This window comes from Promicromonospora sp. MEB111, from assembly GCF_030209445.1.
Taxonomy (GTDB): domain Bacteria; phylum Actinomycetota; class Actinomycetes; order Actinomycetales; family Cellulomonadaceae; genus Promicromonospora.
This window is the reverse complement of sequence record NZ_JARVSD010000001.1, coordinates 24721-50790: the sequence shown is the minus strand read 5'-3', so window position 1 is coordinate 50790 and position 26070 is coordinate 24721. Positions and strand designations below refer to the sequence as shown.

General features: G+C 73.2%; 25 protein-coding genes. 17 read left to right on the top strand and 8 right to left on the bottom strand.

The annotated features are described in order from the left end of the window. Nucleotides 1-3: 3 nt before the first annotated feature. Entirely contained in the window at nt 4-609 is a 606-nt protein-coding gene (locus tag QRN56_RS00225; RefSeq protein WP_285100455.1) for a nucleoside/nucleotide kinase family protein, read from the top strand. A gap of 52 nt (nt 610-661) precedes the next feature. On the opposite strand, the gene QRN56_RS00220 is transcribed toward QRN56_RS00225, so the two are convergent. Together QRN56_RS00220 and QRN56_RS00215 are read right to left on the bottom strand one after the other, a co-directional pair. Next, entirely contained in the window at nt 662-1615 is a 954-nt protein-coding gene (locus QRN56_RS00220; RefSeq protein ID WP_285100454.1) for a sulfotransferase, read from the bottom strand. A gap of 88 nt (nt 1616-1703) precedes the next feature. After that, the gene (locus QRN56_RS00215) at nt 1704-2456 is read right to left on the bottom strand and encodes a VOC family protein (protein ID WP_285100453.1); all 753 of its coding nucleotides are present in this window, start codon (nt 2454-2456) and stop codon (nt 1704-1706) included. 224 nt (nt 2457-2680) lie between these two features. Between QRN56_RS00215 and QRN56_RS00210 the strand changes: the two genes are divergently transcribed. After that, the gene (locus QRN56_RS00210) at nt 2681-3793 is read left to right on the top strand and encodes a hypothetical protein (protein WP_285100452.1); all 1113 of its coding nucleotides are present in this window, start codon (nt 2681-2683) and stop codon (nt 3791-3793) included. Here QRN56_RS00210 and QRN56_RS00205 read toward each other — a convergent pair. Beyond that, entirely contained in the window at nt 3775-4935 is a 1161-nt protein-coding gene (locus tag QRN56_RS00205; RefSeq protein ID WP_285100451.1) for an arsenate-mycothiol transferase ArsC, read from the bottom strand. The genes QRN56_RS00210 and QRN56_RS00205 overlap by 19 nt on opposite strands. A 147-nt stretch (nt 4936-5082) precedes the next feature. After that, a complete protein-coding gene (locus tag QRN56_RS00200; protein WP_285100450.1) occupies nt 5083-6450 on the bottom strand; it encodes an NAD(P)/FAD-dependent oxidoreductase in 1368 nt (455 codons plus the stop codon). Between the two features lie 40 nt (nt 6451-6490). Here QRN56_RS00200 and QRN56_RS00195 point away from each other — a divergent pair, with 40 nt between their 5' ends. The 3 genes from QRN56_RS00195 (at nt 6491) to QRN56_RS00185 (ending at nt 9952) form a co-directional block, all read left to right on the top strand. Then, nucleotides 6491-7894: an amino acid permease gene (locus QRN56_RS00195; protein ID WP_285100449.1), complete on the top strand. Its 1404-nt coding sequence runs from the start codon at nt 6491-6493 to the stop codon at nt 7892-7894. Nucleotides 7895-7969: 75 nt separating this feature from the next. Then, nucleotides 7970-9154, top strand: coding sequence for a metallophosphoesterase family protein (locus QRN56_RS00190; RefSeq protein ID WP_285100448.1), 1185 nt, complete (start codon nt 7970-7972; stop codon nt 9152-9154). A gap of 84 nt (nt 9155-9238) precedes the next feature. After that, nucleotides 9239-9952: an MOSC domain-containing protein gene (locus tag QRN56_RS00185; protein WP_285100447.1), complete on the top strand. Its 714-nt coding sequence runs from the start codon at nt 9239-9241 to the stop codon at nt 9950-9952. A 151-nt stretch (nt 9953-10103) separates the two neighbouring features. Here QRN56_RS00185 and QRN56_RS00180 read toward each other — a convergent pair whose 3' ends face one another. Beyond that, nucleotides 10104-10592, bottom strand: coding sequence for a DUF6194 family protein (locus QRN56_RS00180; RefSeq protein ID WP_285100446.1), 489 nt, complete (start codon nt 10590-10592; stop codon nt 10104-10106). Nucleotides 10593-10634: 42 nt separating this feature from the next. On the opposite strand from QRN56_RS00180, the gene QRN56_RS00175 reads away from it, so the two are divergent. Beyond that, on the top strand, nt 10635-11393 hold the full coding sequence (locus tag QRN56_RS00175) for a MerR family transcriptional regulator (RefSeq protein ID WP_285100445.1): 759 nt from the start codon (nt 10635-10637) through the stop codon (nt 11391-11393). Between the two features lie 19 nt (nt 11394-11412). Here QRN56_RS00175 and QRN56_RS00170 read toward each other — a convergent pair whose 3' ends face one another. Continuing rightward, nucleotides 11413-11904: a PH domain-containing protein gene (locus QRN56_RS00170; protein WP_285100444.1), complete on the bottom strand. Its 492-nt coding sequence runs from the start codon at nt 11902-11904 to the stop codon at nt 11413-11415. A 33-nt stretch (nt 11905-11937) separates the two neighbouring features. Next, nucleotides 11938-12633 carry a histidine phosphatase family protein gene (locus QRN56_RS00165; RefSeq protein ID WP_285100443.1) on the bottom strand — a complete coding sequence of 232 codons (696 nt, stop codon included), beginning with the start codon at nt 12631-12633 and terminating at the stop codon, nt 11938-11940. 146 nt (nt 12634-12779) lie between these two features. On the opposite strand from QRN56_RS00165, the gene QRN56_RS00160 reads away from it, so the two are divergent. From QRN56_RS00160 to QRN56_RS00115, 10 genes are all read left to right on the top strand, one after another. Then, a complete protein-coding gene (locus tag QRN56_RS00160; protein WP_285100442.1) occupies nt 12780-13766 on the top strand; it encodes a helix-turn-helix domain-containing protein in 987 nt (328 codons plus the stop codon). Nucleotides 13767-13895: 129 nt separating this feature from the next. Then, a complete protein-coding gene (locus tag QRN56_RS00155) occupies nt 13896-15731 on the top strand; it encodes an FAD-dependent oxidoreductase (protein WP_285100441.1) in 1836 nt (611 codons plus the stop codon). Then, nucleotides 15724-16626: a hydroxyquinol 1,2-dioxygenase gene (locus tag QRN56_RS00150; RefSeq protein WP_285100440.1), complete on the top strand. Its 903-nt coding sequence runs from the start codon at nt 15724-15726 to the stop codon at nt 16624-16626. Before QRN56_RS00155 ends, QRN56_RS00150 begins: the two co-directional genes overlap by 8 nt. Nucleotides 16627-16773: 147 nt before the next feature. Continuing rightward, complete coding sequence (locus tag QRN56_RS00145; protein ID WP_285100439.1) at nt 16774-18081, top strand: ABC transporter substrate-binding protein; 1308 nt, start codon at nt 16774-16776, stop codon at nt 18079-18081. Further along, the gene (locus QRN56_RS00140; RefSeq protein WP_285100438.1) at nt 18078-18884 is read left to right on the top strand and encodes an ABC transporter ATP-binding protein; all 807 of its coding nucleotides are present in this window, start codon (nt 18078-18080) and stop codon (nt 18882-18884) included. The genes QRN56_RS00145 and QRN56_RS00140 overlap by 4 nt, the downstream gene beginning before the upstream one ends. After that, nucleotides 18881-19624, top strand: a complete 744-nt coding sequence (locus QRN56_RS00135; protein ID WP_285100437.1) for an ABC transporter ATP-binding protein — start codon at nt 18881-18883, stop codon at nt 19622-19624. The genes QRN56_RS00140 and QRN56_RS00135 overlap by 4 nt, the downstream gene beginning before the upstream one ends. Continuing rightward, nucleotides 19624-20529 carry a branched-chain amino acid ABC transporter permease gene (locus tag QRN56_RS00130; RefSeq protein ID WP_285100436.1) on the top strand — a complete coding sequence of 302 codons (906 nt, stop codon included), beginning with the start codon at nt 19624-19626 and terminating at the stop codon, nt 20527-20529. Before QRN56_RS00135 ends, QRN56_RS00130 begins: the two co-directional genes overlap by 1 nt. Then, nucleotides 20526-21557 (top strand): branched-chain amino acid ABC transporter permease, encoded by a 1032-nt coding sequence (locus QRN56_RS00125; RefSeq protein ID WP_285100435.1) that lies wholly within the window; start codon nt 20526-20528, stop codon nt 21555-21557. Before QRN56_RS00130 ends, QRN56_RS00125 begins: the two co-directional genes overlap by 4 nt. 131 nt (nt 21558-21688) lie before the next feature. Further along, nucleotides 21689-21829 (top strand): hypothetical protein, encoded by a 141-nt coding sequence (locus QRN56_RS00120; RefSeq protein ID WP_285100434.1) that lies wholly within the window; start codon nt 21689-21691, stop codon nt 21827-21829. Between the two features lie 482 nt (nt 21830-22311). Beyond that, nucleotides 22312-23838 (top strand): class-II fumarase/aspartase family protein, encoded by a 1527-nt coding sequence (locus tag QRN56_RS00115; RefSeq protein ID WP_285100433.1) that lies wholly within the window; start codon nt 22312-22314, stop codon nt 23836-23838. 85 nt (nt 23839-23923) lie between these two features. On the opposite strand, the gene QRN56_RS00110 is transcribed toward QRN56_RS00115, so the two are convergent. Beyond that, complete coding sequence (locus QRN56_RS00110; RefSeq protein WP_285100432.1) at nt 23924-24538, bottom strand: ribonuclease H family protein; 615 nt, start codon at nt 24536-24538, stop codon at nt 23924-23926. A gap of 130 nt (nt 24539-24668) precedes the next feature. Between QRN56_RS00110 and QRN56_RS00105 the strand changes: the two genes are divergently transcribed. Beyond that, a complete protein-coding gene (locus QRN56_RS00105; RefSeq protein ID WP_502928731.1) occupies nt 24669-25853 on the top strand; it encodes a VIT1/CCC1 transporter family protein in 1185 nt (394 codons plus the stop codon). Nucleotides 25854-26070 lie beyond the last annotated feature (217 nt).

Here is a 26070-nt window from a genome sequence, read left to right as displayed (position 1 = left end):
CCCGTGAGCGAGCCGCTCCTCGTCGAGCGTGTCGTCGGGCTGGTGCTGGGCCGGGGTGCCGCGAGCGGCGCCCCGGTGCGGCTGCTCGTCGACGGGCACCCGTCCACGCGTCCGGACCGGCTGGCCGACGCGCTCGTCGCGCCCCTGGAGGCCGTCGGCCGGCCCGTCGCGCGGGTCGGGGTCCGCCACTTCCTCCGCCCGCGGTCCCTGCGGCTCGAACACGGCCGGGAGGATCCGGACAGCCTGCTCGACGGCTGGATCGACGTCGCCGCGCTGAACCGCGAGGTGCTGACGCGCGTCGTCGAGCGGGGCGAGTACCTGCCCAGCCTGCGCGACCCGGATACCGACCGCGCCACGCGAGCGGGATACGTCGGCGCGGGTCAGGGCACCGTCGTGGTGCTCGACGGCGCGCTCTCGGTCGGCCGCGGGCTCGACGTGGACGTCGCCGTGCACCTCGCGATCAAGCCGGCGACGCTCCGGCGCAGGACACCGCCGGACGAGGAGTGGGTGATCCCGGCCTACGAGCGGTACGACCGGGAGATCCAGGGCACGCCCGACCTGGTGGTCCGGGTCGACCATCCCGACCACCCGGCGCTCGTGCATCCCTGACGCGGGTGCGCCTCTGGCGCTGCCGCACCCCTGGCGCCGGTGGATCCCGGCCTCAGTCGCCGCTCGCGGCGTTCGCCTCGACGTAGCCCCAGCTCTCGCACATCGGGCGCAGCTCACGCGGGATCGCGTCGGGGCGCGGGATGCTGCGCCCGGGCTGGACGGTGCCGGTGCGGATCTTGTCCCGCCAGTCGCCGATGCCCTTGTGGAAGTCGCCGTGGTCCTGCTCGCCGTAGGCGATCATGCCCGGCTCCCACGGCAGACCGAGGAAGTCGCAGATCCGGTGGAACTCGGCCGTCGGGTCCTCGGTCACGTCCTCGTAGCGCACGGTGAGGCCCGGCAGCCGCCGCCGGACGTCGTCGAGCGCCCTCATGTATTTCAGCGTGTGCAGGACGGCGCGGTTCATGGGCCGCCGCGCCGGGTCGGCGTCGTGCCACGAGCGCGCGATCGACACCGGATGGCGCAGCAGGAAGATGAAGCGGGCGTCCGGCCAGCACGTCGCGAACCGGTCGGCGGCGAACACGTTGCTGGGCGTCTTCTCCACGATGACGTCCTTGCCGCTGCGCAGCAGCTCCCGGTGGAGGATCCGGTCCCACAGGATGTGCTCGACGTCAGCGGTGTTGTGCCCCAGGGCCTTCATCGCCCGGCGGGCGAGCGGGGTCGTGAGCTCGACGGACAGCCGCCTCACGTGCGTCTCGACCGGCGCGTGCACCCGGGAGTGGCTGTCCAGCACCACCCGCAGCAGCGTCGACCCGGACCGGGGTGCGGAGAGCACGAACACCGGGGCCACCAGCAGGCGGTCGGCCGGGTCCCGCGGCGGGCGCACCCCTGCCTTCACGGGCCGGCCCGCACCGCTCGTCCCCGCTCCGCCCGCCGGTGCGCCGCCGCCCGTACCTTCCCCGCGGTCCCGGGCGCGCGGCACGCGCGTGACCCGGAGGCCCGCATGCTTCTCGAGCGCGGTGGCACAGCGGCGGGCGAGCTGCGTGCCCGTCTCTCGCAGAGTGAGCATCCCGACTCCGTTCGCGCGACCCACCGCCCTCCACCGTGGCACGACGGGTGGCCCCCCGCTTCCCGGAGCCGGAACTTAGCCCTCCGGGTCAGAGCACCAGGCAGAACGGGTGGTTGGCCGGGTCGGCGAACACGCGGAAGCCCGAGCCCTCGCCCGGCAGCCGGGTCGCGCCGAGCGCCAGCACCGCGGCCTCGCCGGCGTCGAGGTCGGGCACCCCGATGTCCAGGTGCACCTGCTGCGGATGCGCCGGGTCCGGCCACTGCGGTGCGTTGTAGTTCTCCACCGACTGGAACAGCACCGGCCGGTCGCCGCCCAGCATGGCGACGCCGTCGGCGTCGTACGCCACGGGGGCGCCCAGGACGTCCGACCAGAACCGGGCGAGGGCGGACGCGTCCGGGCAGTCGAAGGTGGGACCCATGACGGTCACGCCGTCGGACTCCTCCTTGAGGCACAGGTCGAAGGGGTGCCCCGCGAGGTCGGACAGCGTGATCCACCGCTCGTTCTCCCGCAGCACCGTCGCCCCGAGCTCCACCGCCCGGGCGCTCGCGGCGGCCAGGTCGGGCACGTACAGGTCGATGTGCGCCTGCTGAGGGTGCTCCTGTCCCGGCCACTGCGGCGGGACGTGGTCGGGCGCGAGCTGGAACGCGACGTCCCACCGGTCCGGGGTCGTGACGGTGATCCAGTCGTAGTCCGTGAACTTCACGGCGCCACCGGTCAGGGCCGTCCAGAAGCCGGCCTCGACGTCGAGGTCGGGGACGTCGAGGACCACCGATTTCAGGACGCCCACGCCGTCGGGCACGGGGCGGTCGGTCTCGGGTCCGGTGGAGGTCGAATCGGTCATGGTCCAGCCCTTCGGGAGGTCGTCGCACGAGGAACGCTTCGAACTACTACCTTGCACCCAGCCACTGACACTCCCCAGCAGATAAGTTGCGCAGCGCTGTCCACCGGGTTATCCACAGCATGCACCGCTGGCGACCGGCACCCGCGCGGAGTTATCCACAGATGTTGTCCACAGTCCTGTGAATTGTGTGGTCCTGCCCGGTGAGCAGCGGACACACTGTCCCGGTGAACGACACCGTCGCCCTTGCCGAGGCAGCCCTGGCGGAGGCAGCACTGGCCGAGACCGCCCTCGCCCCGACGTCGGGCGGCGTCCGCCTGACCGACCCGGTCGACCTGGGCGGCTCCGCCCGCTCGCAGGTGCTCCGCTGCCGGGTCGACGGTGCGGAACCGGGCGCCCCGCGCACCGTGATCGTCAAGCGCTTCCTGTCCGACGACGGCGCGTTCGTCCGCGAGACCGTCGGCCTGGACCTGTGCCCCGGCACGCCGGCCCTGCTGGCGCAGGACCCGGAGCACCACCTGATCGTCATGTCCGACCTCGGCGACCTGCCCACCCTGGCCGACCTGCTCCTCGGCGACGACCGCGACGCGGCCTGGGACGGCGCCCGGACCTGGGCCCGCGCGCTCGGCCGCACGACCGGTGGCTCCCGCGGCCGGGTCGCCGAGGCGCGCGGCCGCCTGGCCGCCGCCGAGCCGTGGGACGCCGACGCCGACCTGCGGGCCGGGCTCGACCGCCTGCTCGACGTGCCCGGCACGGCAGCGCGCCGGGCCGCGGTCGAGGCCGAGCTCGCCGCGGCCCAGCACCTGCGCACCCCCGGTACGGCTGCGATCGTCACGCCCACGGACACCTGCCCCGACAACGCGGTGCTCGGCCCGGACGGCTGGCGCTTTCTCGACCTGGAGGGCACGGACGTCCAGCACGCGGCGTTCGTCGCCGCGTACGGGCTGCTGCCCTTCGCCACCTGCTGGTGCGTGTTCGACCCGCCGCCCGGCCTCACGGACATGCTGCTGACCGAGCTCACCGCCGGCCTGGCCGACCACGCGCCCGACATCGTCGCGGGGCCCGGCTGGGACACCTCCGTGCGGCAGGCGTGCGCGATCTACCTGGTCCTCGTCACGGGCTGGCTGTGGAAGAGCACCCTCGCGGGCCGCGAGCTGGTGGGTCCGGCGGGCAGGTCACCGTCCTACCGGCAGCTCATGGTGTCCCGCTGGCGCTGGGGCGCGCTCAACCTGCGCGACGACCTCCCGGCCCTGGCGGCCGCGTTCGGCGACGCCGCGGCCTGGGCGCTGGACACGTGGGGGCTCGAGGTCGAGCCGACCGGCTACCGCGCCTTCCGCTGACCCCGGGCGCCGAGTGCGGTCGTGACGACGGTCCACGGCCGCCGGGCCAGGCGGGGCAGCCAGCCGCGCTGCTGCTCGGCGCCGAACGTGCCGTCGGCGGCCACGGCCTCCGCCGGCACGACGTCGGACGTCGCGAGCGCGAGCCCTGCGACCCCCGGTTCGTCCGCCGCGTCGATCTCCGCGACGAGCGCCCGCACCCGCGCGGTGATGTCGTCGACGATCCGCTCGACCTCCTCGATGGGCCGGCCCGCCGGGTCGTCCAGGGGCCAGTCGAGGTAGCGGCGTCCGGGGAAGACCGGGCACGCGTCGCCGCAGCCCATCGTCACGATCACCCCGGAGGTGCGCACGATGTCGTCCGTGAGCTCGCGCGGGAACTCGATGAGCCCGTCGAGGCCGCGGCGGGCGAGGACGGTCTCCGTCATCGTGTCGGGCTCGGACACCGGCCGGGTGCCCGCGGTGCGCACGCGGATGCGGTCGCCCGCGAGGCGCCGCGTCACCGCCGCCGCGATCTGGGACCGGCCGGTGTTGTGGACGCAGACGAACAGCACGTCCCGCGGCGAACCGTGCGTCACCTCGGCCATGGCGGCGAGCCGGTCCGTCGCGAGCCACGCGGTGAGCGCCGGTACCTGCTCGGACGATCGCACCTGCCTGTTCAGCGCGGCGTAGCACTCCCGGACCAGCCGGTCCACGGTGCCGGCGCCCGCGTTGGCGGCGAAGGTGACGGCGAGCGTGTCGGCCAGCCGGTCGAGGAGCGCGTCGTGGTCGCGCGCGTCGAGCGTCGCCTCGCCGGGGTACCGGGGGGCCGCGAGGGCCGCCGCACCGAACCGCGCGATCCCGCGGGACGAGACGCGGTACAGCGCCGCGTTCGAGGGCACGGGCCCGACCACGGCGACCAGTCCCACGGCGACCAGCGCCTCGAGGTGCTCCCGCACGTCCATGACGGCGTGCGCGGTGGCGACGCTGCGCGGCAGGTCGCCGGCCTCCGGCTCGCCGGGGACCGGGTCCACCGGAGCGGCGCGCAGCACCAGGTCCTCGGCGGTGCAGCGGCCGGCCGGGTGCGTGAGCAGATCGGCCAGCAGACGCAACCGATCGGGGTTCGCCATGGTGAGTTTTTGTGCCGAGCGCAGCTCGTCCGGGGTCATGGGTTTCTCCTTGGCCGACGGCGTTGTGGCCGAGCGCCAGGAGTGAGGCTACCGCGCCGTTTCGCCGGGCAGCGCGCCGAGTCTGTCAAGTGAGCGGGGGATGTCCGAGCAGCGGGCGACTCGGCGGGGCCTACGGGGGTGAAACGCTCAGGGCCGCCGGGCGCCCGTCCGGGGCGGCCGGACCGTCGGCACGTCGCCCACGATCGGGATCGGACGCCGGTGGAACGGGAACCCGTACCGCGTGACCAGGCCGGCGAGGGTCGTGACCCGGTTGCGGGGCCCGATGAGCGACATGATGTGCACGAACAGCCACACCATCCAGGCGAGACCCTTGGTGATGCGCAGCGGGCGGCCCCCGGGCAGGTTGATCTCGGCGATCGCGGCGCGGCGGCCGATCACCGCCATCGTGCCCTTGTCCACGTAGCGCAGCTCCTGCAGGGGCTCGCCGTCGAGCAGGGCGCAGATGTTCCGGCCCGCCACGAGGCCGCCCTGGATCGCGGGCTGGGCGAGCTGCGGCAGGTCCGACGGCGAGATCGCGATGTCGCCCGCGGCGAAGACGCCCGGCAGGCCCTCGACCTGCATGTCGTCGCCGATCTTGATGCGGCCGCCCTCGTCCTGCGGCAGGCCCCAGTCGGCCACCTCGTCGTGCACGCGCACGCCGGCGGACCAGACGGTGAGGTCGGCGTGGATGCGGGTGCCGTCGGTGAGGACGACGGCCTCGCGCTCCACGGCGGCCACCCCGGCACCCAGGTGCAGCGAGACCCCGCGGTGCCGCAGCTCCTTGGCCGCGTAGGACCGCAGCTTGGGCGCGAACGACTTGAGGATCTCGCCGCCGCGCTGCACCACCTTGACCTCGAACGCGTCGCCGTGGATCTCCGGGTAGGCGGGCGCGAGGCCCGCGGTCCGCAGCTCCGCGAGCGCGCCCGCCACCTCGACCCCGGTGGCGCCGCCGCCCACGACGACGACGCGCAGGCCGTCGTCGGCGCGCTTCGACTTCGCGGCCTTCTCCAGGCGGATGAAGAGGTTGTCGCGGATCCGCATCGCCTGCGAGCGCGAGTACATCGGGAACGAGAACTCCTTGGCGCCCGGCGTGCCGAAGAAGTTGGTGGTGACGCCCGCCGTGACCACGAGGTAGTCGTAGCTGATCCAGTGGTCGTTGAGCAGGCGGATCTTCTTCGCGGCGGGGTCGGCCTCCACCAGGTGCTCGTGGACCACGTGCACGTTCTTCTGCTTGAGCCGCAGGCCCCGCAGGAAGTAGGTGACGTCGCCCGGGTTCAGCCCGCCGGTCGCGACCTGGTACAGCAGCGGCTGGAACGTGTTGTAGACGCGACGGTCGATCAGCGTGATCCGTACGGGTGCGTCCTTCAGCGCCCGGACCGCCGCCATGCCGGCGAACCCGCCGCCCACCACGACCACGTGCGGCAGCGGTTCGGGGTCCTCGCTCAGGGTCTTCTCGAGGCCGTAGTCCTCGTCGTCCTCAGGGGTGTGCACGGGGGTGTGTGCAGATTCGGTCACAGGCACGAGTCTCTCACCGCCCGGGTTACCGTGGTCGGTCGTGAGCACCACCGACCACCAGACCGACCCCGCCGAACCCGCCGCCCGCAGCGAGCAGCTGGCCCATGGCCTGCGCACACGCCACCTGACCATGATGGGTCTGGGCTCCGCGATCGGCGCGGGTCTGTTCCTCGGTTCCGGCCTCGGCATCGCCGCCGCGGGCCCTGCCGTGCTCGTGAGCTACGCCATAGCGGGCGCGATCGTCGTGCTCGTCATGCGGATGCTCGCCGAGATGGCGTCGGCGCTCCCGTCCAGCGGCTCGTTCTCCGTCTACGCGGAGGCCGCGCTCGGGCGCTGGGCGGGGTTCCTGCTGGGCTGGCTGTACTGGTTCACGATCGTCATGGTGCTCGGCGTCGAGGTGACCGGCGTCGCCGGGATCGTGCACGGTTGGTGGCCGGCGGTGCCGCAGTGGGCCGTGGCGGCCGCCGTCGTCGCCGTGTTCGGCGCGATCAACCTGGTGGGCGTGCGCCAGTTCGGCGAGGCCGAGTTCTGGTTCGCCACCGTCAAGGTCCTGGCGATCGTCGGCTTCCTCGTGCTCGGCGTGCTGATCGTGGTCGGCGTGGTTCCCGTGTCGGGCAGCGTGCTGGGGGAGTGGGCCGAGTACGGCGGGTTCGCCCCGGCCGGGCTGCCCGGGATCGCGGCGGGCCTGCTCACCGTCGTCTTCGCCTTCGGGGGCATCGAGATCGTCACGATCGCGGCCGCCGAGGCGCGCGACCCGCAGTCCGCGGTCGCGAGCGCCACGCGCACCATCCTGTGGCGCATCCTGTTCTTCTACGTCGGCTCGGTGGCGATCATGGTCGCCCTGATCCCGTGGACCGACGCCGCCCGGCTCGAGTCGCCGTTCGTGTCCGTGCTGCAGATGGCCGGGTTGGACGGCGCGGCGCGGCTCATGGAGGTCGTCGTCGTGCTCGCGCTGCTGAGCGCGTTCAACGCCAACGTGTACGCGACGTCCCGCATGCTGTTCTCGCTCGGCGGGCGCGGCGACGCCCCGGGGGCCGCGACCCGGGTCTCCCGCCGCGACGTGCCGTGGGTCGCGGTGCTGGTCTCGGCGTTCTTCGGCGTCGTCGCGGTGCTGCTCAACTACCTGCTGCCGGAGTCGCTGCTCGGGGTGCTGCTGAACGCCGTCGGCTCGGCGCTGCTGGTGGTGTGGCTGCTGGTCGTCGTCTCGCAGCTCCGGCTGCGCCCGCGGCTGGAGGCCGCGGCGGCCGAGCGGGGCGGGACCCTGCGCCTGCGCGCCTGGGGCTACCCGTGGCTGTCGTGGGTCACGCTCGTGGCGCTCGTCGCGGTGGTGGGCCTCATGCTGTCCGACGCCGCCGCCCGGCCGCAGATCGCCGCGACCGCCGGACTCGTGGTGCTGATCCTGGTGGTCTACGTGATCGCGCGGGCGCTGCGCCACGTGCGGTAGGCGTTCAGCAGACCGTCACCGGGGGTCCACCCGGTGGTCGGGCGGCCGCCAGCGGGGCCCTCGATCGTCGTCGGCATGACTGAGAACACTGCGGACGGCGTGGACCGCCGGACCTTCCTGTCCCTGAGCAGCCTCGGCGCGGCGGGCGTCGCGACCGTGGCGGCCGCCGGAGCGGCAGCGCCGGCGGAGGCCGTGGAGCTGAGCCGGCACCCGCAGCGCGCGCTGCGGTTCGGGCGGGACGGGAAGTTCAAGATCGTCCAGTTCAACGACACGCAGGACGACGAGAAGATCGACCGCCGCACCCTGGAGCTCATGCGCGCGGTGCTCGACGACGAGCGGCCGGATCTCGTGATCCTCAACGGCGACAACATCACGGGCGGCTGCGACACCCCGCTGGAGATGCACCAGGCGATGAACAACGTGGTGCAGCCCATGGAGGAGCGTGCCATCCCGTGGGCCATCACCTTCGGCAACCACGACGAGGACTCGACGCCGAACAGCGGCGTGGACGAGGCCGACATGCTGGCCTTCTACCGGTCCTACCGCTACAACGTGAACGGCCCGACGGCGCGCGGCGTCACCGGGCAGGGCAACTCGAACCTGCTGATCGAGGGCCGGAACGGCCGTCCGGCGTTCAACCTCTGGCTGCTCGACTCGGGACGGTACGCCCCGGAGACGCTGGCGGGCCAGGACTTCGACGGCTACCCCCACTGGGACTGGCTGCGCATGGACCAGGTGAAGTGGTACTACGACACGTCGGTGCAGGTCGAGCGCCGGGCCGGGTACGTGGTGCCGGCCCTCATGTTCATCCACATCCCGCTGTGGGAGTACCGGTTCATGTGGTTCGGCTCGGTGGACGGGCGCACCGACGCCGACCACGAGCGCGGCAAGGCCCGGCACCGCATCGAGGGCGAGCGCAACGAGGACGAGTGCCCCGGCCCTTTCAACTCCGGCATGTTCTCCGCGATCCAGCACCGGGGCGACGTCCGCGGCGTGTTCTGCGGCCACGACCACGTGAACACCTACTCGGGCGACTACTACGGCGTGCTGCTCGGGTACGCGGGGAACACCGGGTTCGGCACCTACGGGCTGGGCGGCGCCGAGCGCAACCGCCTGCGCGGCGCCCGGGTCTACGACCTCGACGAGTCGGTCGACGGCGTGCTGACCGGCACCCGCATGCGGTTCGCCGGCGAGTACGGCATCGACCTCACGGCCAACGACCAGTGGATGGAGCCGCTGCCGCTGCCGAGGGGCAAGTAACCCCGTGTCGGACCCACAGGTCACCCGGGTGACCTGTGGGTCCGACACCTGGGAGGGGTGCCGTGCGGATGAGAAAATGACCGCATGGCTGAGCTCCTCGCGGTCTGTCGCGTGTACGTCCTGCATCCAGACCCCGGCCCCGTGGGGGTCACGGCGATCGACAAGCGTCCCGTCGAGGGGCGGGTCAAGGTGCGGCCCTACGGCCTCTACGCGGACGTGCAGGCCGACCGCGCCAACCACGGCGGCCTCGACCAGGCGGTCTACGCCTACGCCCAGGAGGACGCCGACCACTGGTCCGCCGAGCTGGGCCGGGAGGTCACGCCCGGGCTCTTCGGCGAGAACCTGCGCGTCAGCGGCCTCGACGTGAACGGTGCGGTGATCGGCGAGCGGTGGCAGGTCGGCTCGGCGCTGCTGGAGGTCACGCAGCCGCGCACGCCCTGCCAGACCTTCGGACGGCGCCTCGGCGAGCAGCGCTGGGTGCGCCGGTTCACGCAGGCCAACCGCACGGGCGCCTACCTGCGCGTGATCGAGAACGGCGATCTCGGCGCGGGCGACACCGTCGACGTCGTGCACCATCCCCTGCACGGGGTGACCGTCGCGGACTGGTTCGGCGCGCAGTACGGGCTGGCGCGCGCGGCGGCCGGAGCCGGAGCGGACGCGGCCGCCGCTGCCGAACCCGACACCCTGGAGGAGCTCGCGCAGCGGCTGCTCAACGCGCACGCCGCGGGCGAGATCCGGCTCAGCGTCGACATGCACCGCCGCAGCGAGCAGGCCGCGGCCCGCGCCGTCGTCGACTGACCGGCCACGCTCGGCTCGCTGTCGACCGGCCCTCCGGCGGGAGGCGTACACGGCCGGGTGGGTAACGCTGACGTAGCACTGCTACCTCTCCGTCACCCACCCGGCGGTGCAGGCGTTCCCCCGGCCCTTCCCGCGGGCTCGGCCCCGGACGTCAGCGACGGCGCTCGAATCGGGCGCGTGCGGCGTCGTGCGCGTCGCGCAGAAGGGTGAGCACCAGTGCTCCGGTCGCGGGTCCGGGGTTGACGACGGACACCCAGCCGGCCGTCCCGTACACCGGGTGCGGCTGGACGACGTCGGCGGTGGCCGGTCCTGGCGCCGGCTCGCCCGGCTCAGGCGCGGCGGCTCCGACGAGCTCGGCCAGCCGCGCACGACCGACGTGGACGTTCACCCGCCAGCGTCCCGCGGGGTCGAGGTCGGAGCTGGTGTCGTCCGGGTAGTTCTTGGTGACGACCGTCCCGTACGGCTGGACGTTCCGGGGCATCTGGCCGTCAGGGGCGTAGTAGAAGAACGCGTCGCCCCAGGCCAGCTCGGGGACGGTGGCGTCGCCGACCGCCGGCGCGACGACGAGGGCGCCGTCGAGCTCGCGGACGGCGTCGATGATCTGCTCGACGGTCGGGCCGGTACTCTGCTGAAGGTCCATGGTTCAAGCATCACCTTCAAGTGCTGCTGTGGGGTTGAGCGCATGACACCCGAGGAACCGCGGCCGCTCCGTACCGCCGAAGTCGCGCGGGAGTCCGGCTGGTCCGTGCAGCAGGTCCGCGACCTGGAGCGGCTGGGCGTGCTTCCGCCGGCCGCGCGCTCGGCCAACGGCTACCGCTCGTACGGGCCGGTGCACGTCCGCGCGCTGCGGGCGTACCGGGGGCTGGCGAGCGCCGCCGGGCCGGTGGTCGCGCGGCGTCTGCTCGCCGAGGCTCGCACCGGCACGCTCGCCGACGCCGCGGCCGCGATCGGCGCCGTGCACGTCCGGCTCGCCGCCGACCGCGACGAGGCGCTGCGGGCGCAGGCGGCGCTCGCGGCCATCGAGGGCGAGGAGGACGGGCCCGACGCCGGTACCGCGCACGTCGACGCGGATGTCATGACCATCACCCAGCTCGCCGCCGCGCTCGGGGTGCGCACGTCCACGCTCCGGTTCTGGGAGCAGGAGGGGCTGGCGGTCCCGGAGCGTGTGACGACCCTGCGGGCCCGGCAGTACGGGCCGGCCGTGATCCGGGAGGCGCGCGTCGTGGCCGCGCTGCGCTCCAGCGGGTACGGCATCCCGGCCGTGCGCGACGTCGTCGTGAGCCTGCGCCGCCTCCCGGGTGCCGACGACGGCGGCGGCGAGGGGACCGCCGAGGCCCGCCGGATCCTGGACCAGCGCCTCGACCAGATCGCCACCCGCACGGTCGCGCTGCTCCGCGCGGGCGCGGACCTGGCCGAGATCATCGACCCCGCACAGGTGTGATCGCGCGCGGAGGGTCCGGTCAGTCGTCGCTGAGGAGCTTGCCCTGGCGGACCAGGTCCTGGAGGGTGCGCTGCACCTGCTCGACGTCGGGCACGTCGTCGAGCACCATGCCCGGCTGGTCCGTGCCGTCGGAGATCACGAGGGTGCCGCAGCCGAAGATCCGGTCGCTGAGCTGCTTCTCGAACGTGACGTTGTTGATCCGGTAGAGCGGGATGTCCCGGCCGGTCTGCGTCAGGATGCCGGTGCGCAGCGCGACCCGCTGGTTGGTGATGATGTAGCGCGTGGTGCGCCAGCGCAGGAACGGCCCCGCGGAGGCGACCAGGCCGAGCACCACGAGGATCGCCGTCGCGAACCACAGCACGATCGGGTCGATCGGCAGCGGCAGCACCCAGACGGCGATCAGGATCACGACCAGCACCAGGAGCAGCAGGATCGGCTTGACGATCTTCTTCGGGTGAGTGCGGAGCTGCAACACGATGGTCTCGCCCTCGGCGAGGTGCTCTTCCCTCATGCCGCGAATACTGCCTTACTGCGCCAACTGGATCTACTGTGCGGCCAGGTTCCATCCCTCGATCGTGCGCAGGCTGTGCCCGTACCCCAGCAGGCACACGGCCGCGGTGCCGAGCTCGAACCGGGCCCCGAGCCGCGGGTCGACGCCGAGCCACACGGTGGCGAGCACGCGCAGCAGGTGGCCGTGCGCCACGAGCAGCACGTCGCCGCCGGCTCCCGTCCCCGCCCCGGCCAGCACCTGCTCCGCCCGGGCGATGACCCGCGCGGCGCGCACGGCGACCTGGTCCAGCGTCTCGCCCGGCCGGCCCTCGCCGTGCTCGTCGGACGGCGGCAGCACCTGGACGCCGTCCTCGAAGATCTGGAACTCGCGCCCCAGGATCTCCGAGACGTCGCGCGAGGTGCGGCCGTCCACCGGCCCGTAGTCCCACTCGGCGAGGTCCTCGTCGACGACGGCGCCGGGGTGGCCCGCGAGCTCCGCCGTCCGCCGCGCCCGGGTCCGCGGGGACGTGAAGACGGCCGCGAACTCGTAGGCGGCCAGGGTCGCGCCCGCGGACCGGGCCTGCGTCTCGCCGGCCGCCGTGAGCGGCAGGTCGGTGCGGCCGGTGTGCCGGCCGCTCGCGCTCCACTCGGTCTGGCCGTGCCGGAGCAGCACGAGCTGCGGGTCGCGCGTGGGCCGCAGGGCGGGGGGCCGCGCCGCGGCGGGCGGGGGCGGCAACGTCTCGTCGGACATGGGACGAGCATCCTGCGTCCGGCGGCCGAGCGCACCCCTGGTCGCCGCCAGCGGCTCTGACCTGGGCGAACACGCCACGGGGCAACACGCCGGTCGAGCGCGGCGGGTCCTGGTGCGCGCCGGGTGCTGCACCTACTGTGGGGCTCGTGAGTCGTGCCACACCGGCGTCGCGCGGCGCCGTCGACCGCTTCTCCACGCGAGGCCTGCCCGCGGCGCGCCGGATCGAGCTCTGGGAGGAGCACAACGCCGACGCCCTCGTGGCGTTGCAGTGCCGCATGTTCGAGGACGACTCGGCGCTCGAGGCGTCCGAGGCGAACCTCCAGCTCGACCGGCTGCACCTGGCGCACGTCGAGGCCAACCCGCACGCCGTGGAGCGCACGGCCCGCACGGTCCGCACCCGACCGACCGAGTCCGTGGCCCTCTACTTCACGCTGAGGGGCGAGGCCTTCTTCTACCACGACGACGGTGTGCGGATGCTGCGACCCGGCCAGCTCCTGGTGTGCGACGCCGACCGGCCGTTCCTGCGCGGGTTCTCCCAGGGGCTGGAGGAGCTGGCGGTCAAGGTGCCGTACGACGTGTTCCGCGCCGCGGGCGGCACCATGCCGCGCACCGCCCAGGTGATCGAGTTCGGCACGCCCTCCCCGTCGGGCGGCAACGCCCACGCCGCGGCCCTCGCCGAGCTGGTCGCCCGCGCGGTGGGTCCGGACGGCGACGGCGCGGCCGACGAGGACGCCGTGCTCGACCTCGTCACGGCGGTGCTGGTCCGGCCGCTGGGATCCGGGGCGCAGGCCGCGGGCGCGCACTTCGCCGCGGCCGAGCGGTACGTGCGCCGGTGGCTGCGCGACCCGACCATGTCGGCCCGCCGGATCGCCGACGCGATCGGCCTGAGCGAGCGACAGCTTTCGCGGGTGCTCGCCGAGCACGGCACGAGCGTGCCGCGCCTGGTCGCCCGCCGACGCGTGGAGATGGCGAGCCGGATGCTGCGCATGCCGTCGTACGCGGAGCAGACCGTCGAGGCGATCGGCCGGCGTTGTGGGTTCTCGTCGGCCGCGCAGTTCTCGCGCGTCTTCCGGGAGCAGTCGGGCATGTCGCCGTCCGAGGCCCGCAGGTACGCGCTCGCCGTGCGGCGCTGAGCACGCACCCGCCGACGCCGCCGTCGGGCCGTGCCCGGCGCAGAGTCGCCCACACCCCGTCTTGATGATTTCCGCCGACTTTCATGGCCGACCCTTTTCCCAGGTCGGAGCACACGGCACCCTGTGCGCATGCCTGAGTTCGACGACGGTCAGACCGAGACCGCACTGCCCAGCACCGCCGCCGGCACGACCCCGGAGGGACACGGCACGGTGGTCGAGACCGACGTGCTGGTCGTGGGGTCCGGCCCGGCGGGGGCGTCCGCGGCGCTCTTCCTGTCCAGCCTGGGGATCGGCAACATCATGATCACCAAGTACCGCTGGACCGCGAACACGCCCCGCGCGCACATCACCAACCAGCGGACCATGGAGATCTTCCGCGACCTGGGCATCGAGGACCAGGTGCTCGCGGACGCGACGCCGCACGAGCTGGTGGGCGACACCGTGTTCTGCACGACGATCGCGGGCGAGGAGATCGGCCGCATCCTGACCTGGGAGACCCACCCCGCCCGCGAGGCGGACGCACGGCTGGCCTCGCCGTCGCTCACCGTCGACATCCCGCAGACCTACCTCGAGCCGATCCTGGTGAAGAACGCGACCCAGCGGGGCACCCAGTCGCGGTTCTCCACGGAGTACCTGGGCCACACGCAGGACGCCGACGGCGTGAGCACCCGCGTGCTCGACCGGGTCACCGGCACCGAGTACACGATCCGGTCGAGGTACCTGATCGGCGGCGACGGCGCCCGCTCCCAGGTGGCCGCGGACATCGGCCTGCCCATGGAGGGGGCGATGGACATCGCCGGCTCCATGAACATCACGTTCAAGGCCGACCTCACGCACCTCGTGGGCCACCGCCCGTCCGTCCTGTACTGGGTGCTGCAGCCCGGCTCCGACGTCGGCGGCATCGGCGCCGGCCTGGTCCGCATGGTCCGGCCGTGGAACGAGTGGCTCATCGTCTGGGGCTACGACATCGCCGGCGAGCCGCCGCAGCTCGACGACGCGGCGGCGACCGAGATCGTGCGCCAGCTCGTGGGCGTCGAGGACCTGGACGTCGAGATCACGGGCTACTCGCTGTGGGGCAACAACCAGATGTACGCGACGCACCTCCAGCAGGGCCGCGTCTTCTGTGCGGGCGACGCCGTGCACCGGCACCCGCCGAGCAACGGCCTCGGCTCCAACACGTCGGTCCAGGACTCGTACAACCTGGCCTGGAAGATCGCGGCCGTGCTCAAGGGGCAGGCGGCGCCGTCGCTGCTGGAGACCTACTCGGCCGAGCGCGCGCCGGTCGCCGAGCAGATCGTGCTGCGCGCCAACAAGTCGGGCGGCGAGTTCCGCTTCATGGAGGTGCTCGGGGTCCTGGACGCCGAGACGCCGGAGGCGATGCAGGCCGCGATCGACGAGCGCAAGGCGAACACGCCGGCCGGCGCGGCCAAGCGCGCGGCGCTCGTGGAGGCGATGGACCTCAAGCACTACGAGTTCAACGCGCACGGCGTGGACATGGGCCAGTTCTACGCGTCGGCGGCGATCGTCCCCGACGGTTCTCCCCAGCCTGTGGACGAGCGCGACCCCGAGCTCTACTACAAGCAGTCCACCGTCCCGGGCGCGCGGTTCCCGCACGTGTGGGTGGCCGACGTCGACGGGCACAAGCGCTCGACGCACGACCTGGTCCCGTACGGGCAGTTCACGCTCGTGACCGGCATCGCCGGCGAGGCCTGGGCCGACGCCGCCGCGAAGGTCGCGGACGAGCTCGGCGTGCCGCTGGAGGCGGTCGTCATCGGGCCGGGGCGCGAGGTCATCGACACCTACTACGACTGGGCGAAGATGCGCGGCGTCGAGGAATCGGGCGCGATCCTGGTCCGCCCGGACGCGCACGTGGCCTGGCGCGCCCAGACCCTGGCCGACGACCCGGCGGGGGCGCTGGGCGACGCGCTGCGGTCGGTCCTCGGACGGGTTGAGCACGATGGCTGAGCCAGGCGGTTCCGCCGAGCGCGCCGGGGCCGAGCAGGCCGCCCGCGAGCAGGAGCTCACCGACCGGGTGGCGGCGTCCTTCGCGGGCGCCGGCGACGCACGGCTCGCGACCGTCATGCAGTCCCTGACCCGGCACCTGCACGCGTTCCTGCGCGAGGTGCGGCTCACCGAGGACGAGTGGAACCGGGGCATCGAGTTCCTCACCGCCGCCGGGCACATCACGGACGACAAGCGGCAGGAGTTCATCCTGCTGTCCGACGTGCTGGGCGCCTCCATGCAGACCATCGCCATCAACAACGCGGCGTACGAGAACGCGACGGAGGCCACGGTCTTCGGCCCGTTCTTCGTGGACGACGCGCCGCGCATCGAGGACGGCGGCGACATCGCGGGCGGCGCGACCGGGCAGCCCTGCTGGGTGGAGGGCACGGTCACCGACACGTCCGGCAAGCCGGTCCCGGGCGCGCGGATCGAGGTGTGGGAGGCGGACGAGGACGGCTTCTACGACGTCCAGTACGGCGACGAGCGCACCTCCGGCCGCGCGCACCTCTTCTCCGCCGACGACGGCGGGTACCGGTTCTGGGGCGTCACGCCCACGCCGTACCCGATCCCGCACGACGGACCGGTCGGCGCGCTGCTCGCGGCGTCGGGGCGCTCGCCGATGCGCGCCGCGCACCTGCACTTCATGGTGACGGCGCCCGGGCTGCGCACGCTCGTGACGCACATCTTCGTGCGCGGCGACGAGCTGCTCGCGTCGGACTCGGTGTTCGGCGTCAAGGACTCGCTCGTCATGGACTTCGAGGAGCTGCCCGCGGGCACGCCGACGCCCGACGGCCGGGCGGTCGAGGGCACCTGGGCTCGCACCCGCTTCGACGTCGTCCTCGCCCCGGCCGACTGACCCACCCGAACACCGAACCACCAGCACCACCCGAACCTGCACCAAGCACTACCGGCAAGCCGCACTCCCCGTGTCAGACCCACAGGTCACCCCGGTGACCTGTGGGTCTGACAGCCAGAGGCTCGACGACAGACTTGGAGTACGACGATGGTTGGCAACGGACGGTCCCTGAACGCGCGGGCGCTGGTGGTCTGCGCGTCGACGGCAGCCCTGGCGGGCGCCCTGGCGGGCTGCGGCGACGTGGGCGGCGGCACGGTCGGGGGTGGCGGGGACGACGACGTCCTGAAGATCGGCTTCGTCTCGACCGAGACGGGCTCGTCGGCGCCGTTCGGTGAGGCCAACACCTACGTGATCGAGTCCATGGAGAAGTGGTTCGCGGACAACCCGGTGACCGTCGACGGCGCCGAGCAGACCGTCGAGATCATCGTGAAGGACTCGCAGTCGGACTCCGCCCGCGCGGGCGAGGTGGCGGCCGAGCTGATCAACAGCGACGGCGTGGACCTGGTGCTCACGTCGTCCACGCCGGACATCACCAACCCTGTCTCGGAGCAGTGCGAGGCCAACTCGGTCCCGTGCATCTCGACGGTCGCGCCCTGGCAGCCGTTCGCGATCAGGGAGGGCGACGAGCCCGCCGACCTGAAGTACAGCTACCACGCGTTCTGGGGCCTGGAGGACGTCTCCGCGGTGTACGCGGACATCTGGAGCCAGGTGGACACCAACCAGAAGGCGGCCGGCCTGTTCCCGAACGACCCGGACGGGCAGGCGTGGAGTGCCAACTTCCCGGCCCTCACGAAGGACACCGGCGTCACGATCGACGACCCGGGCCTCTACCCGAACGGCACCCAGGACTTCTCCGCGCAGCTCTCCGCGTTCGAGGGCCACGACATCCTGGTCGGCGTGCCGATCCCGCCGGACTTCACCACGTTCTGGCAGCAGGCCGGCCAGCAGGGCTACCGGCCCAAGGTCGCGACGATCGGCAAGGCCCTGCTGTTCCCGTCGTCGGTCGAGGCGCTGGGCAACGCGGGCGACGGCCTCACCTCCGAGGTGTGGTGGCACCCCACGGCGCCGTTCACCTCGTCGCTGACCGGGCAGACCGCGCAGGAGCTCGCCGACCAGTACGAGACGGACACGGGCAAGCAGTGGACGCAGCCCCTCGGCTTCGCCGAGGCCCTGTTCGAGATCACGGTCGCGGCCGTCCAGGAGGCCGGCTCCACCGAGCCGGACGCGATCACCGAGGCCCTGTCCACGCTGGAGGTCTCCACCGTGGTGGGCGACATCGCCTGGGGCGTCGACGACAGCGTGCCGCCCTACGTGGCCAAGACCCCGCTGGTCGGCGGCCAGTGGCGCCTGGACGACGGCGCGGACGAGGGCCAGAACCCCTACGAGCTCGTGGTGGTCTCCAACACGCTGGCCCCGGAGATCCCGACGGGCGGCGAGGTCGAGCCGCTCCGGTGACGGAACCCCTGCTGCGGGTGACCGGCGTCGCCAAGCGCTTCGGCCGGGTGGTCACGGCCCGCGACGTCTCGTTCGAGCTGTCCGCCGGCGAGGCCCTGGGCCTCGTCGGCCCGAACGGCGCGGGCAAGACCACGCTGCTCGACGTCGTCGCGGGCACCCTGCGGGCCGACGCCGGGACCGTGACGCTGGACGGGCAGGACGTCACCCGGCTCGGCGCGGCCGCCCGCGCCGACCGGGGCGTCGCGCGCTCGTACCAGGTGCCGCGCCCCTTCGGCCGACTCACCGTGTTCGAGAACGTGCTGGTCGGGGCCTCGTTCGCCGGGAGGCGGCCCGGCGGCGGTGGCGCACCCGGCGGTCGCGCCGACGGCGCGGGCCCCGCCGGCGACGCCCGGGACCGGGCCTGGCACGCGCTCGCGGTGACGGACCTGACCGGGGCGGCCAACACGCCGTCGGGCAGCCTGCGCCTGCTGGACCGCAAGCGGCTGGAGGTCGCGCGGGCCCTCGCGACCGGGCCACGCCTGCTCCTGCTCGACGAGATCGCGGGCGGCCTCACGGACCGCGAGCTGCCGCAGGTCGTGGGCCTGGTCCGCCGCCTGCGGGACGACGGTGTGGCAGTGGTCTGGATCGAGCACGTGCTGCACGCGCTGCTCGACGTCGTGGACCGGCTGTTGTGCCTCGCCGCCGGCGAGGTGATCGCGCAGGGCGACCCGCACGAGGTGATCCGCAGCCCGCAGGTGGTCGAGGTGTACCTGGGCTCCACCGTCGACTCAGTGCCTGACTCCGTCCCGGGGGAGCCGGCATGAGCGTCCTGGAGGTGGCCGGCCTGGAGGTCCGGTACGGCGACCTGCTCGCCGTCGACGGCGTCGGGCTGACCCTCGCCGAGGGCGAGACCCTCGCGGTGCTCGGCGCCAACGGCGCCGGCAAGTCCACGCTGCTCGCGGCGCTCGCGGGCACCCACCTGCCCACGGCAGGCACCGTGCTGCTCGACGGCGACCCGGTCACCCGGGTGCCCGCGCACCGGCGGGTGCGGCGCGGCATCGCGCTCGTGCCGGAGGGGCGGCGCCTGTTCCCGTCGCTCACCGTCGAGGAGAACCTGCTCATGGGCCGCTACCCGAGGCGGTTCGGGCCGTGGGACCTGCGTGCTGTCTACGACGTGTTCCCGCACGTCGCCGAGATCCGGGACCGACGCGGCGGCGTGCTGTCGGGCGGGCAGCAGCAGGCGGTGGCGATCGGCCGGGCCCTCCTGACCAACCCGCGCGTGCTGCTGCTGGACGAGGTGTCGCTCGGGCTCGCGCCCTCCGTCGTCACCCAGATCTACGACGCCGTCCGCCGCATCACCGCGGAGGGCACCACCGCGCTCGTCGTCGAGCAGGACCTGGACCAGGCGCTGCGCGTGGCCGACCGCGTCCAGTGCCTCCTGGGCGGGCGCACCGTGCTGGAGGCCCCGGCCGCGGGGCTGGACCGCGAGGCCGTGGCGGACGCCTACTTCGGCATCGCCGCCGCCCCGACCCCCGCCCCCGCCCCGAGACCCACGGAGGCCTGATGGACTGGCTCAACGCCGGCGTGCAGGGTGTGCTGCTCGGCGGGCAGTACTCCCTGCTGGCCTGCGGCCTGTCGCTGATCTTCGGCGTGATGCGCATCGTCAACCTGGCGCACGGCGTGCTCGCGGTGCTCGCCGCCTACCTGTCGCTCGTGCTGGTGCAGCAGGGCCTGCCCCTGTGGCTCGCGGTCGTCGTGGTGGTGCCGGTGTTCGCGGTGCTCGGGTACGCGGTGCAGCGCGGCCTGTTCAACCCGGCCCTCGCGCAGGTGCGGGGGTCGGACTCCGCCCGCCAGGGCTCGCGGGGTGCGGGCGAGCTCGCGCCGCTGCTGGTGTCGTTCGGCGTCGCCGTCGCCCTGACCAGCCTGCTCCAGGAGGTGTTCAGCGCGGACACCCGCAAGATCCCCACGGGTGACCTCGCCTCGGCGGGCGTGCCGCTCGGCCCGCTCTCGGTGGGGCTGCTGCCCCTGATCACGCTGGTCGTGGCCGCCGCGGTCATCGCGGCGGTCCAGGTCTTCCTGGCCCGCACGGCCACGGGGCGCGCCATGCGTGCCGTCGCCGACGACGCCGGCGCCGCCGCGATGTACGGCGTCGACCCGAGGCACACGTACGCCGTGGCGACCGCCCTGGCGTTCGCCACGCTGGCGCTCGCGGGCGTGTTCGTCGGCATGAGCACGCAGTTCTCGCCGGGCTACGGCGACCTCGTGCTGCTGTTCGCGTTCGAGGCCGTGATCATCGGCGGGCTCGGGTCGCTGTGGGGCACGCTCCTGGGCGGCATCGTGCTGGGCCTGGCCCAGACGATCGGCGCGCAGATCGACCCGCAGTCCGGGGTGCTCGCCGGGCACCTCGTCTTCCTCGCCGTGCTGGTGGTCCGGCCCGGCGGCCTGCTGCCGAGGAGCGTGCCGGCATGAGCGCACCGAACACCACCGCGGACGCCGCCGTCCCGGCTGCGCCTCCGGCGACCCCGACGGTGACGCGGGGCGGTCGTGGGTCCGTCGTCGGGGGCGGGGTGCTCGTGCTCGTCGTGGTGCTCCTCGCCGCCGTCGTCCCGTACGTCGTGACGCTCGGCGCGCTGTCCAGCCTGGTCATGCTCTTCGCGCTCGTGATACTCGGTACCACCTGGAACCTGCTCGCCGGGTACGGCGGCATGGTGAGCGTGGGCCAGCAGGCGTACGTCGGCGTCGGCGGGTACGCCCTGATCCAGCTCGCCGACGCGGTCGGCGCCCCGCCGTGGGCCGCCGTCCTCGCGGCCGGCCTCGTGGGCGCCGTGCTCGCCCTGCCGACGAGCTACCTGGTGTTCCGCCTCGCCGGCGGGTACTTCGCGATCGGCACCTGGGTGGTGGCCGAGGTGTTCCGCCTGGTCACGATGCAGATCGGCGGCCTCGGCGGCGGCAGCGGGCTGTCCCTGAGCGCCTTCCGGGGCACCGACCGGGTCGACCGCGTGGCCTTCGTCTACTGGTTCGCGCTGGCGCTCATGGTCGCCGTCGTGCTCGGGACCTACCTGCTCATGCGGTCCCGCGTGGGACTCGGGCTCACGGCGATCCGCGACGACCGCGTCGCGGCGAGCAGCCTGGGCGTGGCCGTGGACCGGGGCCGCCGCATCGTCTACGTCGCGGGATCGGCCGGCGCCGCGCTCGCGGGCGCGCTGATCGCGCTGAGCACGCTGGGCGTCACCCCGGGGTCGATCTACTCCGTGAACTGGACGGCCGCGATGATCTTCATCGTCGTGGTCGGTGGCATCGGGACCATCGAGGGGCCGCTCGTGGGGGCCGTCCTCTACTGGGCGCTGCAGCAGGCCCTCGCGCCGCTCGGCACCTGGTACCTCGTGGTGCTCGGCGGGGTCGCGGTGGCCGTCGTGCTCCTCGCGCCGCGCGGGTTGTGGGGCCTGGTGGCGGGGCGGTTCCAGATCTTCCCCACGACGTACCGGGTGCGGATCTGACGGCGCGGTGAGGCCGACGTCACAGCCTCTTCAGTCGACGCGCGACTCGGTATCAACGAGGATGGTTGATCCGCAGACCAGCGGGTGAACCACGTGCAGCGGAGCCGTAAGCCTGCACCGGAGGAGGACCCATGACGGACGCCGACGACGCCCAGTACCACTCCATCGCCAACCCTCGCCGGACCACGCTCATGCACCGGAGCGTGACCGACACGTACGGGTCGCAACACGACGAACGCGAGACGCCGGCCGACGACGCCGCCGCGGGCTGACCGCGCGGAGCGTTCGAGCCGAGAGCTGGTGCCCGCGACGGAGGGCCCGGCCGCACGCCACGTCGTGGCGCACGCGGCCGGGCCCTCTGCGTTGCCCGGGCGGCCGAGGTCCGGTCGGCGCCGTTCCGCGATGCGAGACGCGCCAAAGTTCACCCACGCTCCCCGGAAGGCCTGGTCCGGGGCCAGATGTCACCGGAAATTCATGTGACGGACCTCACTCCCGTTACATTCTGGAAACACTTCCGCTAGCCTGGTGCGCGCATCCTCTCCCACAATTCGGTAGAGCAAGGCGGTACGGCGAGTCGATGCAGGCGCATGAAGCACAGCGAGTTCGGCACGGTGAGCGGGCAGGCTAGGTCCTGCGGCGACCGGTACGACGTGGAACAGGGAACTCGCCGGCGGCCTGACCCCGAGACGGGGTACGGGCCCAGCAGAGCACGTCCAGTCACGTACGACACAAGAACTGAGTGGGGTTACCAGGGATGAATGGCGAATCGATTCGACACTTCACGGACGGACGCGTTCCCGACGCCGGGATCGCGCACCTCTTCAGCGTCGAGAACCGATTCCAGGCGCGCCTCGACGTCGAGGCCGCGCTCGCGCTCGCAGAGGCTGAGATCGGCCTGATTCCGGAGCCGGCCGGCGAGACGATCGCCCGGGCCGCGCAGATCGAGAAGCTGGACCTCGACCGCGTGGCGGCCGAGACGGCGTCCGCCAGCCACCCCCTGATGCCGCTCATCGAGGAGTTCGCCCGCGTGGTCGGGCGCCAGTACGGCGGCTGGGTGCACTGGGGCGCCACCACGCAGAACATCACCCAGACGGCGGACGTGCTCGTGCTGCGCGACGCGCACCGGGCGGTCAAGGACCTGCTCGCCAAGGTGCTGCGGGGCATGTCCAAGCAGGCGGACGCGTCCGCGGCGGTGCCGATGGCGGGCCGCACGCACAGCCAGCACGCGGTGCCCGTGACGTTCGGCTTCAAGGTCGCGGTCTGGATCGACGAGCTCACGGCGCACACCGACCGGCTCGAGCGCCTCGAGGACCGGCTCTTCCGGGTGCTCATGGGCGGCGCCGTCGGCACGTTCGCGTCGTTCGGGCCCGCGGGCCGCGAGGTCGAGCGCCGGGTCGCCAACCACCTCGGGCTCGGCACCATGCCCGTGCCGTCGCGCGCGATCAACGACGGCATCGTCGAGCTCGTGCTCGTCCTGGGCCAGGTCGCCGGCACGGCCGGCAAGATCGGCAAGGACATCTACTCGATGATGCAGCCGGAGTTCGGCGAGGCGTTCGAGCCCATCCCGGAGGGCACCGTCGGCAGCTCGACCATGCCGCACAAGCGCAACCCGCAGCTCGCCCTCGACCTCCTGTCGATGAGCGCCCAGCTGCGCGCCCTCGCGGCGCCCGCGCTCGAGTCGATGCAGCACGACCACGAGGCGAACGGCGGCATGACCGACCTCCTGGAGTCGACGGTCTCGCGTGCCGCCGTCCTGGCCGGTGACATCCTGACCCGCCTGGACGTGATCCTCGACGGCCTGGAGCTCGACGAGCAGCGGATGCGCGCCAACCTGGCGCTGAGCGAGGGCCTCATCGGCTCGGAGTCGCTCATGATGGAGCTGGGCGAGCGCATCGGCCGGCAGAAGGCGCACGAGGTCGTCTACGAGGTGGCCCAGGAGTCGGCCGTGGGCGACGTGCAGTTCCTCGACCTGCTGGTGCGGAACGCGACCGTCAGCGCCTACTTCGACCGCGACGAGATCTGCCGCCTGATCGACCCGAGCGCGTACCTCGGCCAGAGCGTCACCATCGCGCACGACATGGCGCAGCACGCCCGTGCGGTGGCCGACCGGCTCGAGTTCAGCGCCCGCACGGCCAAGCCGGTCCCGCTGTTCGTCCGCGAGGTGGCCGACGAGCCCGCCGACGAGGCGGGCACCGGGGACGACGTCGTCCGCACGGTCGACGACACCAGGGTCGCCGCGGCGGCGCGGACCCCGGAGGAGCTCCTGCTCGTCGGCCTGTAGCCCTCGCTCGACGCGGCTGCCCAGCCGTCGCGCCCGGAACCAGCAACTTTCCGGGCGTGCTGGCTGGGCAGCGTTCTCGTTCTCGCTAGAAGAGGGTGTCCGACTGCCAGGTGCGGCCCGCGCCGGCGCCGGTCACGACCGGCGTCGGCCGCGTCACGGGCGCCGTGCTCTCGCGGGCCTCGACGGTGAGGCTGCCGTCCCGCAGCTCCGCGTCGGGGATCATCCCGGCGTCGGGCACCAGCATCTCGCCGACGCCGCCGCGTCCCGCGGCCCACTCCTCCGCGGCGAACCCGGCGAGCTGGTCGACCCGCTCGTTGTACGGGTTGCCCACGTGACCACGTACCCAGTGGAACCGCACGGGACCGGTGCGCTCGGTGACGGCGCGGTCGATGTCCTGCACCAGGCCGACGTTCGGCACGGGCTCGCCCGCGGGGGAGCGCCAGCCGTTGCGCTTCCACCCCTCGGACCACTCCGACACGGACCGCACGGCGTACTGCGAGCCGGACTCCACGAGCAGCGGCTCGCTGCCGGGGTGCGCGTCGATGGCGCGGAGCAGAGCTGAGAGTGCGGCGACCTGATCGTTGCCCTGGGCCGCGCCGCCCGAGTCGAACTGCCCGCCCGCGTGGTTGATCCACGCCCATCCGATCGCGCCGCCCGGCGCGGCCGACCCGTGCGTGCTGACGATGATCACGGCGTCCATTGTGCATCCTTCTGCCCGAGAATCCGGACGCCTGGCCGGTGCTGGACGGCGTTCGAGAGTTCGGCGCGGCGAAACCGAGGCCAAGGGCCTACGAAACCCACGACCGGCGATCCACGGGCATGATGGCGGTGTGCCTCACGTACCCTCCGACCCCGCCCGACGCTCGTCCGGCGGCACACCCACGCCCGAGCAGCGCGCGCAGGGGCTGCATCCCTCGCGCCCCAGGACCCGCGCCGACATCCGGCGGTGGCGCCGGCTGCTCGCCGACGAGCGGGCCGAGGCCGCGGTCTACCGCGACCTGGCGGGCCGGCGCACGGGCGAGGAGCGCGAGATCCTGCTCGCGCTCGCGCGGGCGGAGAAGCGGCACGAGTCGCACTGGCTCGACCTCCTCGGTTCCGACGTCGGTGCGCCCGTGCGCGGCGACCTGCGGACCCGCGGCCTCGGCTTCCTGGCCCGCCGGTTCGGCGGCGTCTTCGTGCTGGCGCTCGCCCAGCGGGCCGAGGCCCGGTCCTCGTACGCGCACGACGCGGACGCCACCGAGACCATGGCGGCCGACGAGCAGATCCACGAGGAGGTGGTGCGGGCGCTGGCCACCCGCGGCCGCAACCGGCTGTCGGGCACGTTCCGCGCCGCGGTCTTCGGCGCGAACGACGGTCTGGTGTCGAACCTCGCGCTCGTGCTCGGCATCGGGGCCTCCGGCGTCGCGACGAGCACGGTGCTGCTCACCGGGCTCGCGGGCCTCCTCGCGGGTGCGCTCTCGATGGGCGCCGGCGAGTTCGTGTCGGTGCGCTCGCAGCGGGAGCTGCTCGAGGCGTCGTCGCCGTCGCCCACGGCCGACGACGCGCTGCCGCACCTCGACGTCGACGCGAACGAGCTCGCGCTCGTGTACCGGGCGCGGGGCATGGCCAGCGAGGAGGCGACGGCGCGTGCCGACGCCGTGCTCGCGCGGCTCGCCGTGGCGCCCTCGTCGGGCGGGCTGCTCCTGGAGCCCGCCGCGGAGAACGGCCCCGCCGCCGACGTCGACGACCTGGAGACGCACGGGACCGCCTGGGGCGCGGCGGTGTCGTCGTTCCTGTTCTTCGCGTCGGGTGCGGTGGTCCCGGTGCTGCCCTACCTGTTCGGACTCGACGGGCTGGCGGCGGTCGTCGTCGCGACCGCGCTGGTGGGGATCGCGCTGCTGGTGACGGGCGCCGTCGTGGGCCTGCTGTCGGGTACCTCCCCGCTCACCCGGGCGCTGCGCCAGATCGCGATCGGGCTCGGCGCGGCCGCTGCCACCTACCTCCTGGGGCTGGTGTTCGGGGCCACCGTCGGGTGATCCACGAGAGTTCACCCGCTCTGCTCCAGTGCCCTGCCGATAGCGCTTGATGCCCTGAAATAACCGGGATATCGCACCTCTTCCGACATACGCCGGTACCCATGCACAATATTCTCGATCCGCAAACCGCAGGTTTGTAGTTGCCGAACCTCGGAACGCCCCGCAGATTAAATGTGTATGCATGACTGCTGAGCGGCCCGCCTCGGGCCGGAGAGCG